We start from the raw sequence: 11,886 nt of genomic DNA, 5'->3' as shown, positions 1-11,886 counted from the left end.
TTTAAAAATTATCATTGTTTTTTTCATTTATATTTTCAAATTCATCATTTTGATCATTGTCAAAATTATATTTCAATTCTTCTTCAGAATTAATTAATGGAGGTGTACGTTGGCATATGATGACACTATTCTCTTCTATTGAATTTACATACAATGGATAATCAGGCTTAATAAATTTTGGTAAGCCTAAATATTTAGATTTTAAATAAAATACCCAATGTTGTTTTTCACCGTTTATATCAAGCAAATTAATAGTTGAATCAGGATTTCTTAAGTTATAATCATTTACAAAATGATAAAATAATCTTCCAAAATCCATACGTATTGGAGCTTTTGCTCTAAATTCTGTTCGTATATCTGAATTAGGATCTCTATGGAAAACAAAAGTAATGACTACCATGTCTCTATATTCGCTGTCCGGTGGATCAGGATAGGCATGTTCTTCCGGAAATTGCCAAGTTTTATATATTTTCGGAGGAATTGAAATAGATGCTTGAAATGTTAAAAATATAGATGTCGGAATGATAAAAACTAATGATGAAAACATCATATTATATACAAACGTATTACCTTTTACCAGTGTATACACGAATAGAAATGGTATAAGAATGTATATCACCATAGTTATACTAAAAAGTAATTCAATCCAGGGAGATTTAGAATCAAACTTATCAAAGTAATTTCTGTAGACGAAACAATGGATAATTCCTAGTATAAAAAAAACTACTTGATAAAAAATAAAAATGCTAAATATCTGATTGTTAAAAACTTCAGAAGAACCTATAAAAACCACTAATGCAGTTACTAAAACTAATATAATGGTGTATGCTATAAATTTGTTTTTATATTTTTGTTTGAAACCTTCTACTTTTGAGCTAAAAAAAATATAGACAATTATAGATACCGCCAATATTATCAATACTCCTGTTATAATTGAAGGATCTATTAAGTCCTTAAAATATGTTTTAAATTTCATATTCTCGATGTTATTCCTAAAATTGTATTTTCAGTTAAATTAAAAACTTCTGTTTCTTTTTCTAATAATATGGTTGTTTTTACATCTACTTCCATAGGTAGAAAATATTCATAAAATAATTCTATAAATTTTTTTAGTTTACCTTGATGAATATAATCTAAAAATGAAGTCTTTTGTAACGGTCCGATTTTAAATTCTAAGTATAATGAGTAATCCATATAGGCACTCCCTGAAATCATATCTAAACCAAGTCTGCAATTTCCCAGATTTATTTCTTCCTCTGAACTGGATTGTTCTTTATATCCTTGCTCTGCTATTTCCACTTCTTCTTCCAACAAATAGCTTAAGCAATGCACGGTCATATCAAGATTTCCAACAATTTTATGGAGATAAGGCAAGATTCTAATTAATTTAGAAACTAATACGGGAGGCAATTCTCGATCAATATGCCAAAAATCGTAAAAGAAATCCAGTGGTTTAGATCCATTAAGTTCCAACAAAATTTCTTTCTCAATATTTTCTCTTTCTATAGCTTTAAGAAAAAATTCATTTTCAAATGGAAAGAAAAATTTCCTTGCATATTCTTCTTCCTTTTTATGAATTTTATATTCTTTAGTCATATCAGAGACCATTTTTTTTGGTTTATCGGCTCCCAGTTGGTGAGTTAATCCTTCAGGGAGAGTATCATAAATACCATCTCTAGATAAATTAACTTTCACATACTCTGTTATGTCATAATTGTAATTAACAACTTCCGCCCCTAAAACATCTTTCCTAAAAGGTCTTTTAAATTGTCCTTTGTGATCTACTAAAATGTTTTGTTCTTTATTGTCTAGTTGCTCGAGTATTTCTGAAATAATAACTTCGGCTTTTAGATCAAATTTCAAATTATTTATCCTATTTTTTATTTCTTCCGATAGGATATTTGTTTCTATAGCTTCCATCATTTATTCAGTTTCTTTATCAATAATTAGTCTTCCGGCACTAACATATCTAAGTTGAAAGTAATCTAAATTAAAATCACTTATTATTAAACCTTTACTCCTGGTACTTACTAATATTCTATTATTTCTTAAATAGATTCCTATATCGCCAACCGGAATATCTTTTTGATATCTAAAAAAGAGGATATCTCCTTCTTTAAGGAATTTTCGTCCCGTAAAGAGATTAATTTCCGGAGAATTAAAGATTCCCAGTGGGGTGGAGGGTATTTTTCTCTTAAAAGTTAATTGATACAAAGCACTTGTAAATGCCCCTATGTTCAAACTATCAGTGGTAAAACCTTTAGTTGCATAAGGTGTTCCGATCCATTTATCTATAAAACAATAAAATTTATAATTGGTTAATTCCTCCGGCTTAATACCTAGGATTATTGAATATTTTTCTTTAAGGTAAATTTGTTTATCTGTTAAATTTTTTTCATATTGTTGATCTAAGGTATCTAAGATAGGCAGGTAATTTGTTGTAATTCCTAATTTTAATTTTATATCATCTTCATTGTATTTGAACTTATAAGGTATTTCATTATAATACTTATTTTGACATGCATAGAACAAAAAAAACGTCAATACAGATAGTGCAAGTATATTCTTTTTCATTTTATTAATAATCTATAAGGATAAATATTAGAGGAAACTTTATCTAATTTATAAAGCATGTTATCACATAAATATTGCCATTCAAAATCAGTGATTGTAGAATCCGGTGTTAAATTTCTTTCTAAAATTATATCAATGGTTCGGACAAATCCTTTATTTGTAGAAGTATCGATTTTGGTACCTTTTCTTATTTCCACCCCGGTAATAGTAAACTTAAAATGGTTTTGACAAAAAGTTTTTATATCAGCAAATGTTACTATTCTTCCTCGAGTTAAAAGAGCCTCTCTATATGAATCAATTTTACCTTTAGTATCCATCCTGGACTTACCTCCTACTGATGTATTAATCAGCATGATAGAATCTTGGTTGAAATCACTAGTTCCTATCCCGTCCAAATGAGTTCCTACTTTCATATCATTGGCTTCCTCCCCATTAGTAACCCAATAACTTATAGTAAAGAAATCATTATCATTTTTTATAGCTGCAGATTTTGGACGAATAATAGCATAAGGAAAATTAGATTTTGTGAATTTCTTTTCTTTTATGTGCTGCTCCAATGTTGCAATCGATTTGTTGATCTCTTTAATCGTCCCATCAATAAAATCGCCACCAATTACGGTAAAGGAAGCACTTTCATCTTTTAACAATTCAATCAGATATTGAATCAATTCAGAAGCATTCCGTTCATCAAATCGAGTAACACCAGTATGTCTCAACGTGGCATCTCCTATATCTAAATTTCCTTCCGAAAATTCCTTAATATGATATTGGTAACCTCTCGAATCATTTATACTGTCTAAATCTAAGAATATATCTTCAGAAGCTAAAGGTATATAATTAATAAAAGAACCAATGGTTTGATTTTGAGTAAGTAATCTTTTATTAATAACAGGAATCGCGTTAATGTAAAACATTACATTTTCAAAAGCATCATTAATAACAACTTCCGGAAATTGAATCTGAATCCAAATTACATTTTCTGCATCATTAATTTTAGTTATGTTGCTGCCGAATAAATCTACTAATTCATCCGGGACTTTAAATACTTCATCTTTGATAATAATATCTTGGGTAAAATGCAAAAATTTATCTGAATAAAAATTATTTACATCTGTATATAATTGATTGATTTTATTATAGTTTTTATTTACAACTGCATCAATATCAATTGTATAATTTTCAACATTAAATCCTTCTTTATAAGGTATTTCTTGATTGTTAATATAAAATTTGGCTTGTTTTAAATAATTATAAAAAATTTCCCTTTGAGATATATTCCTTACATCCGTAAAAAACATAAGCTTTTCCAGTTTATCAACACCATCCGGACAAGTTATTCCTAACCATAATGATCCCGGTTTCATAAATCTTGATTCTTTTGCAATAGGATCTTTGTGAATAGTTCTTTTTAAAGAATATAATGAATTGCCAAAAGCGATATAGTCTAATTTAGCTTTTGTTAAAATAAAGGGTAAAGTTGTTCCAAAATATATATCTTTAACAATAGGTTGTAATGGGTCATAAATATTTTGTATTGTTTTTTTACATCTAAATTGATGTTCCAAGGATATAGTAAAATTATTTTCAATAGGCTCTAAATGAAGAATTGACCTGGCAGGTATAATTCCGGTATTAATCTCAGGAGACATTATCTCCAATAATCTTTCAATAATACGTGATCTGGAATTATTTAATTCAGCAGATATTTTTTCTAATTCTGATGCGCAAGCCTCTAATAGCAGAGCAACTATAGGGTCAAAGGATGTTTCTAGTTCACTATCCGTATAACCCCATGTTTGGGCAGCTCTTCTAAGAATTCTGTCTTTTATTTTTTCTTGAGTATCCATTTTCTAATTTTGTGAAAGAGGTCCAATAAAAAAATATCCATGAAAATTAAAGGGTCTATTTGTTTTCTTAATCAGTCCATCTATTTTCATCGTTACTTTTTTCTTTAATCGTATTGAATTATTATAAGAAGGATTCTGACCTACACCAATCGCAACATCAACTTCTAATAAATTTAATCTACTCTCATTCATCATTATAGCTTCTTTAATATCATTTTTAAATTTGTCTCTTAAACTATTAGTGTCTGATAATAAATCAAAATCCATCTCCCAAATTTTACATCCTAACATTTCATTGAATTTACATTCTCCAAAAGAAGAGGTTACAATTAAATTAATATATTTAGCTATTGATTGATCTAAATTTGTTTTTTCAACATCTTTTTTTTCAATGAGATGCTGAAAATTTATGGGAATATTATAATAAATTCCATACATATCAATTTCTTATTTATAAATAAATAATTTTGTTTATTTTACCTGATTTGTCTAATTCAAATTCTTTAATATTATTTAGACGCTTAATAAGGTGTATTTCAACTTTAGGAATAGTTTTTATAAATTTTTCTCTATAAGAAATATCTCCTATAAATTTTTGCCCTTGATGGTGATCCTCGATGTAAAAAAAATGTTCACAACTTGTAGAATTAATAAAGCTTTCAGGAGGTAATCCTGACACTAAAAGTGCTTTTTCATTGTTCCTATGTAGAGTATAATACAAATAATTATCTTTTTTTGTACGGTATTTGGAAACTTCAAATACTTCTTTAACGGATTTTAATGGCTCAAAAGCGACTACAGGTAACATATAAACTGTTTTTTTTAAAATATTTATTCCTAAAAATGAAATTCCACCTGTTTTGTTAATTTTTAATTCATTAAGCAATAAAGAGTCACGAGTTACTTCATAATAAGTTTTTTCTTCTGTTTTGTCATCAGTTACCATCATTTTATAGGTAGGTAACATGATTTTATGTAAGTTTTTTTCACTAAGATTAAATTCAATTTCATTGACTTTTTCATCAGTAATAACAATGGTAATAGTATGTTGTCGTATAGCGGAATCAAAATCGGACATCTTCTCCCTCTCACCTTTTCCGGAATACATAGGTGATCCGGGATTATCTGTTATAGATAATGATAAACCTAATTGAGGTAATGGCATTTATTTGAATTTAAAACGTTTACTTTTCAAGCATTGAAATTCATCCTTTATTCGTTCGGCCTCTGGTGTTTCTAAATGAAACTCATAATCCCTATCGAAAGTTATAATTTTAATACTGCTTATATCACTTCTAATTAGATTTTTAATATCTTTTCTCCTGATCTTACCTAATAAATATCCGTCACAGTTTGGTTTATAGCTATTTTTTATTCTATATCTATAACCGTTAATTGTAATAAATTCCATGACCTCATCTTTTTTGAGACAGGTATTAAATCTAAACAATTTCACAAATAATAGAGGTCGACTTCCTTTTCTCTTAATCGTCTGAAATACAGCAAAATCTTTTTTACTATTAAAAACTCTTTCATAATAAGGTTCGGCATAGATATAGGGTTTACCTCCTATTAAATCTACTTTCCTATTATTTAGTGTAAACAAGGCATTGCAATCAACTATTTTTGTTAGCAAAGTGTCTTCTTTTATTTTTTTCATTGGTAAACTTGACTGCCCATATGACATATTATATCCTAAGAATATACATCCGCTTATAAAAAATAATTTAAAGATTTTGCTTTTTATATTCATATTATAATTTTTAAAAAGAGAGGTAAAAAATTTTCCCTCTCTTGGTACTATCAATTATTTTTGTTCATATTCAGTATCCCAATCATTTCCTTCATCTCCTTTATGCCCATCCATTTTTATAAGAAAGTTCTTAGCCGGGAAATAAGGTTTTAAATGTATGTCTAAATAAATTCGATCTTTCTGTACTGCATCTTGTTCGAATCTTCTTACTTCAAAGTTTTCAATTAATTTATCCGGGCCGGTAATACCATCTAAAAAGCGTACAATTTGATTCATAATTTCTTTACGTGTTTTTGCTGTAAAATTTTCAAATGCTCTACGATTTAAAAAATCCATTAATACCTTGGTAACGTAGTCAAATACTCTCACCACTGAATAGGTCTGAAGCCCTAAATTATCTCCATTGAATAGGGTTTTACCGGAGAAAGCCATTACTTTACCATATTCATTAACCATTGGAATTAACCCCATATTCTCTAAATTAGCTATTTCGCTTTTTTTAAGATCGAACTTAACTCCTTCTATTTCATTAATTCCTCCAAATTTTTTACCTGCAGTAACTTGCGACATTAAAGTTCCGTATATTTTACCGGCTAATGCAGCGGATGGGGGTATGTATAGATCGTTTTCTTCTTGAATTTCATCAAATTTTCCTCTTCCAACTAACCAATTACATGTCATTAGTACATTGGAACGATAAATGTCTCCACCGGTAAGATATGCTTCATCAAACATCTCCATTACATCATCCGGTTCATCAAGGTGAGCAAAATCCGTTACCAACATTACTTTATTTTCATGAGCAATTTTTGCCCATTTTTCAACTACTTTATTACTACCTAAATAACCGGGTATAACTAATAACCCATAATTATTTTTTAAATCCAGTCGATCATAATTATCTACTAATTCTGTATGTATAGCATCTATAAATCGAGTGTTGTCTAAATCGGTTAATTGGTCTAATTCTGCATTAATTATTGAAACATTTTTTACCTTATCCTGATCTGTATTTTTATAAAATAAAGCTACGGTACGATAGGCCTTTTCAAGCTCTTCAGTCTCTCTTACTGCATTAGCTAAATTCTTTTGTAATGTTTTATCGGCAAGTTTACTCTTATCTTCACTAAGCGCCACCATATCTGTAAGACTGGTATTATTCTTCAACACATTAAGCCAAAGTTCTAATGTTTTCTTAAGTGCATTGCGTTCATTTTTTTTATTGGAATCACCTAAAAATATTTGTCTTCTAGCTTTACGTTCCGGATTTAAATTTTGAACATTTTCTATAGAGGCTTCTAATAAATCAAATCCACCAAATTTGGCTAATTTATCTAAACCACTTTTAATATCAATTTTTTTATTAGCTTGTTCTGATACCGCAACATCTACCGGTTGAATTTGCGCTTTTACATTTTCTTTAGCCATAACTATTTTTGATTTAATTCGTTAATAAGCCCTTCTATACTATCCATTAAAGCTTCTCTGGCTTCCGGATCTTCAAGTGCTGCTTTTAAAATTTTATTGGTTTTAAGCTGTTTAATAATTTTTTGATATTGGTCTTTTTCAACCTGTAAATCAGTTAAAAACTTACTTTGAGCTGTAATCCCTTTTATTCCAAAATCTCCAAGATTTTTAAATTTTAGCTCTTCAAATTGGGTAACTCCGTCTGCATCTTCAAAATTTACTTTTACTTCCGGTTTAAAGTGTTCGAAAACTTGTTCAACGGTTGTTAACCCTTCGATTATTTCAGGTCTGATAGGAGTTTGACCTGTTAATTTTTGAGCTATTAAAGTACGGTTTTGTGCAATTTCCAGTATTGCTTCATTTGCATCTAAAGGAACTTCGTTTCCTCCAATGCCATAATTTGATAACATATTATTTAAATTTTAATTAATAATTTATTTTAATTGATTATCCATTGTAATTTATCATCCAGCATATCCACAGTAACATTATTCCCTTCTTTAATTTCTCCGGAAATTATTTTTTTAGCCATAGGTCTTCGTAAAGCTGAACGAATTATTCCTTTTAAAGGTCTTGCTCCATACGTGGCATTAAACCCGTTATCAACTAAAAAGGACTTAGCATTTTGCGACAAGCTTAATTCAATATTCAAATCTTTAACCAGATCTAATAATTCTTTTTTCAAGTGAATTTCAAATATTCCCATAGCATTATCTTTAGTTATAGGACTAAAAGGAATTATTTCGGTAAGTCTTCCTAAAAATTCCGGTCTAAAATTACCTGACATTATTTCCATTAATTGATTCGAAGAAGGCAAGCCTTTACCCGTATTAACAGAATCCACAATGAAATTTGCCCCGATGTTAGAGGTAAATAAGATTAAAGCATTGGAGAAATCTCCTTCTTTACCTAAGCGATCATGAAGTTTACCTTCATCCATAATTTGTAAAAAGACATCAAATACAGATGAATGTGCTTTTTCAATCTCATCAAATAATACTATGGAATAGGGTTTTTGTCTGATTTTATTGACCAATAATCCCCCTTCTTCATATCCTACATAACCCGGAGGAGCTCCATATAATAATGCAGCCGAATGTTCTTCTTTAAATTCCGACATATCAAAACGAATAATCGCCTGTTCATCCTGAAAAAGAAAATCTGCTAATGATTTTGCTAATTCTGTTTTCCCTGTTCCTGTAGGACCTAGAAAAAAGAAAGATCCTATCGGTTGTCCTGCTTTACTTAATCCTGAGCGAGATTCTAAAACTGCTTCTGTAATTACTTCAATGGCATAATTCTGTCCAACTACTCTTTTTTTAAGTATCTCATCCATATTTTGTAACCGATCTTTTTCATCTGAATGAAGCTTACCTAATGGAATTCCCGTTTTTTGCGCCACAACTGCAGCTAAATCAATCGGATCTATATGTTCTTTTTTGGATTGTGCTACTTGATTTAATCTTTCTAATAAAGATTTTAAATATTCGTATAAAGAATCTTCAGATAATAATTCTATGTCATCCCTTATTAAATTTTCTTGGACCAATAAATATTGAGCTTTCTTTTTTAAATCTTCATAAAACCATTTTAATTCAAGTTTTTTATTACCCTCTCCTTCTTGTATTGTTATTAATTTATCTTGCAAAGCATCTTTTTCTTTTAGAAAAGAAATACCTGCAGTTTTAATTACAGACATGGTTCGATCCAATAAATTCAACGCTGATTCAGGCAAACTTTTTTCTTTTAAATATCTTTGAGAAAGTCTTACGGATTCTGTAATAGATTCATCAGTTACCTTAATCGTATGATGTTTTAAATATGAAGGCAAAGCTGATTTTAATATTCGAAATGCCTGTTCTTCATTAGGTTCTTCAACTTTAATCACCTCAAACATACTGGAAAGCCCTTCGTCTTTTTCAATTTTTTTAGTATATTCATCTACCGTTGTAGTCACGATAAGTGTTAGTCCGCTATTTCCGGATAATTCACTTTTTAAAATACTGGAAATTCCTGAATTATCACTGTTTTTATCCAAAAGAACATGAATTCCATCAATAACAAGTATTGATTGAGGAAATGATTTTAATTCTTGCAATATCTTTTTTAAGCGATCTTCAATTTCACCTTTATATGATGCCCCTGCTATTAATGTCCCTAAATCTAATTCATAAACTTTAGTCTTTAATAATTCATCAGGTGCTTGTTTCTGAACAATTTGATTTACAAATCCTTCGATTAATACTGTTTTACCTACACCCGGATAGCCTTGCAAAAGAACATTAGGTTTAGAAAAACGACTTATAATTTCTACAATCTCCTTAATCTCTTTTTCTCTGGCCACAATTTGTTTAGGATTTTTTTTAGCTTTAGCTAACAGATCTTTGCAATATTTATATAAGTACTTTATAGAAGCATTTATACCATTGTTTTTTTCTGATATCCTTGTATTATTTTCATCACCAATATCGTTTAATAATTCGCCTCTAACAATAGGAAAACTTTTCATTTGATCGAAGCTGAAACCCACACCCGGAGTTGCCATTGCTGCCATTATACAATACAAGTCTACCTCTTCCCTACCTAGTATATCTCTTATTTCATCTGCTTCTTTTATAATTTTATCAATACTATCATCAGCTTCCGGTTTTATATTTCTGCTTGCTCGTGGAAAATCATCTATCCTCACATCTGCCCATTCCTCTATAAAAAAAACATCTTTTTTCATAGCTTCTAATTCTTTTAAAAGAGATAAATCTCTATGAAGAATTGCTTTAAGAAAATGTGGTGCGCCAAAATGTGCATTTTTCTTTTCAATTGCATATTTTCTAGCTATATTTAAAGCCGAGTATATTTCTTCAGTAAATGTCGCTTCCATAATAAGTATAAAGTGAATATTTTATATTTAAAATCATTTTTTTGATTATTTATTCATAAACCCAGAAAAGTCCTTTTTTAATTTTATATTTTATGGTTAAACCTTCAATGCAGTTTCTATTATTTTTGGTAAGTCGTATGGATTCAATTTTTATCTTTTTATTTTGGATTTTATCACAAAATTCCGAAAACGGTATAATAATTTTTTCGTTTTTAATTACCGGAAAATCATACTTATCACAAGTATATTTACCAAAGTCTTCCTTAGCTTTATTCTGCTTAGCTACATCAATTAATAATAATTCAAACTGATTTTCAGAAATGGAAGGAGCTAAGTTTTCTTCTATTTTACTAATTTTCTCTTCTACCGGAGTCTCCATAGGTATAGCAGGTATATATCTTAAAAATTCTTCCATAGGATCTTTCTGTGGATTACCCGGAGGTAAATAGTATACAATGGTATCTTTTTCCGGTATATATCTTTTAAGAGTATCAATATTAGACACATTCAATATTCTTGGCTTCACATATATATCCCTACTGGCAATATGCGTTATATCCCCATTGATTACTAATGTCAATCTTTTTTTCCCCGGTGAACTATAACTATAAACCGGATATTCAGAAGTATTATCCATTTGCCCTGATTCCCCAAAACTCCATTCCCACGAAAAAGCCTCCCCTAAATATTTATAATAAACTTCAACTGGCTGTCCAACAGTAACTACCGTTGGAGCAATTATTTTTGGGATTTTCATGGAATCTATAATTTTACCCAAACCCCTTATTTCCAAAGTTTTTTGGAAAGTACATGAACCATTAACCTGCAAGGTAACGATATACATTCCCGATTTATCATATTTATGGAATGGGGATTGGTCGTATACTTTGGCAGAATTGTCACCGAAATCCCACACCCAACTTTTAGCATTAGGTGTTAAATCTTTAAATCCGATTATTTCACCAACCTGTTTTCTTTCAGCTTCAATCGCAAAATCGACCTTACTGCAGTCGATATATCTAGAATATTTATAAAATAAAATAAATAACCCGATAAGAATAAATATAATAAATATAAAAATTATTCTAAAATCTATTTTTTTAAAAAACTTATTAAAAGAATTTTTTAATTTATAGCTCATTACAACACAAAATATTAAATATATATATCATTTGCTAACTTAAGAAAAATATTTATATATATAAAATAAATTATGATTTTTTTATAATATATAAACATACATAGAGAAATATTTATTTTTTTATAAATAATTAACTATTATTTTTAAAACATCAGATTATTAACGATCTTTATAACATATTGATATTGAAATATATTTATTATATTTATATTATTAAAATAATAAA

At 28.9% G+C, this 11,886-nt stretch carries 11 protein-coding genes; all 11 read right to left on the bottom strand.

The genetic code is table 11. The features are described 5' to 3' along the window. Position 1: 1 nt before the first annotated feature. Positions 2-976, bottom strand: a complete 975-nt coding sequence (locus GYM73_RS02055; protein ID WP_220233996.1) for a TssN family type VI secretion system protein — start codon at positions 974-976, stop codon at positions 2-4. Beyond that, on the bottom strand, positions 973-1,920 hold the full coding sequence (locus GYM73_RS02050; protein ID WP_220233995.1) for a type VI secretion system baseplate subunit TssG: 948 nt from the start codon (positions 1,918-1,920) through the stop codon (positions 973-975). Before GYM73_RS02050 ends, GYM73_RS02055 begins: the two co-directional genes overlap by 4 nt. Before the next feature lie 3 nt (positions 1,921-1,923). Beyond that, a complete protein-coding gene (locus GYM73_RS02045; RefSeq protein WP_220233994.1) occupies positions 1,924-2,574 on the bottom strand; it encodes a C40 family peptidase in 651 nt (216 codons plus the stop codon). Continuing rightward, on the bottom strand, positions 2,571-4,421 hold the full coding sequence (locus GYM73_RS02040; RefSeq protein WP_220233993.1) for a type VI secretion system baseplate subunit TssF: 1,851 nt from the start codon (positions 4,419-4,421) through the stop codon (positions 2,571-2,573). Before GYM73_RS02040 ends, GYM73_RS02045 begins: the two co-directional genes overlap by 4 nt. A gap of 3 nt (positions 4,422-4,424) precedes the next feature. Next, on the bottom strand, positions 4,425-4,859 hold the full coding sequence (locus GYM73_RS02035) for a GPW/gp25 family protein (protein WP_160542637.1): 435 nt from the start codon (positions 4,857-4,859) through the stop codon (positions 4,425-4,427). Between the two features lie 13 nt (positions 4,860-4,872). Then, on the bottom strand, positions 4,873-5,586 hold the full coding sequence (locus GYM73_RS02030) for a hypothetical protein (protein WP_220233992.1): 714 nt from the start codon (positions 5,584-5,586) through the stop codon (positions 4,873-4,875). Continuing rightward, positions 5,587-6,108, bottom strand: coding sequence for a hypothetical protein (locus tag GYM73_RS02025; protein ID WP_220233991.1), 522 nt, complete (start codon positions 6,106-6,108; stop codon positions 5,587-5,589). A 120-nt stretch (positions 6,109-6,228) separates the two neighbouring features. After that, complete coding sequence (locus tag GYM73_RS02020) at positions 6,229-7,602, bottom strand: DUF5458 family protein (protein ID WP_160542640.1); 1,374 nt, start codon at positions 7,600-7,602, stop codon at positions 6,229-6,231. Positions 7,603-7,604: 2 nt separating this feature from the next. Continuing rightward, complete coding sequence (locus GYM73_RS02015) at positions 7,605-8,051, bottom strand: hypothetical protein (protein ID WP_160542641.1); 447 nt, start codon at positions 8,049-8,051, stop codon at positions 7,605-7,607. A 29-nt stretch (positions 8,052-8,080) separates the two neighbouring features. Next, entirely contained in the window at positions 8,081-10,519 is a 2,439-nt protein-coding gene (locus tag GYM73_RS02010; RefSeq protein WP_220233990.1) for an ATP-dependent Clp protease ATP-binding subunit, read from the bottom strand. Positions 10,520-10,568: 49 nt separating this feature from the next. Then, positions 10,569-11,660: a PKD domain-containing protein gene (locus GYM73_RS02005; protein WP_220233989.1), complete on the bottom strand. Its 1,092-nt coding sequence runs from the start codon at positions 11,658-11,660 to the stop codon at positions 10,569-10,571. Between the last annotated feature and the right edge of the window lie 226 nt (positions 11,661-11,886).

The sequence above is a fragment of the Apibacter sp. ESL0432 genome (genome assembly GCF_019469225.1).
Lineage (GTDB): Bacteria > Bacteroidota > Bacteroidia > Flavobacteriales > Weeksellaceae > Apibacter.
This window is presented reverse-complemented; position numbering and strand designations above follow the sequence as displayed.

Excerpts from the sequence above, each read along its gene's own strand:
- GYM73_RS02045 (WP_220233994.1), bottom strand. The coding sequence starts at position 2,574 with ATGAAAAAGAATATACTTGCACTATCTGTATTGACGTTTTTTTTGTTC.
- GYM73_RS02005 (WP_220233989.1), bottom strand. The coding sequence starts at position 11,660 with ATGAGCTATAAATTAAAAAATTCTTTTAATAAGTTTTTTAAAAAAATA.
- GYM73_RS02040 (WP_220233993.1), bottom strand. The coding sequence starts at position 4,421 with ATGGATACTCAAGAAAAAATAAAAGACAGAATTCTTAGAAGAGCTGCC.
- GYM73_RS02030 (WP_220233992.1), bottom strand. The coding sequence starts at position 5,586 with ATGCCATTACCTCAATTAGGTTTATCATTATCTATAACAGATAATCCC.
- GYM73_RS02035 (WP_160542637.1), bottom strand. The coding sequence starts at position 4,859 with ATGTATGGAATTTATTATAATATTCCCATAAATTTTCAGCATCTCATT.
- GYM73_RS02055 (WP_220233996.1), bottom strand. The coding sequence starts at position 976 with ATGAAATTTAAAACATATTTTAAGGACTTAATAGATCCTTCAATTATA.
- GYM73_RS02015 (WP_160542641.1), bottom strand. The coding sequence starts at position 8,051 with ATGTTATCAAATTATGGCATTGGAGGAAACGAAGTTCCTTTAGATGCA.
- GYM73_RS02010 (WP_220233990.1), bottom strand. The coding sequence starts at position 10,519 with ATGGAAGCGACATTTACTGAAGAAATATACTCGGCTTTAAATATAGCT.
- GYM73_RS02050 (WP_220233995.1), bottom strand. The coding sequence starts at position 1,920 with ATGGAAGCTATAGAAACAAATATCCTATCGGAAGAAATAAAAAATAGG.
- GYM73_RS02025 (WP_220233991.1), bottom strand. The coding sequence starts at position 6,108 with ATGTCATATGGGCAGTCAAGTTTACCAATGAAAAAAATAAAAGAAGAC.
- GYM73_RS02020 (WP_160542640.1), bottom strand. The coding sequence starts at position 7,602 with ATGGCTAAAGAAAATGTAAAAGCGCAAATTCAACCGGTAGATGTTGCG.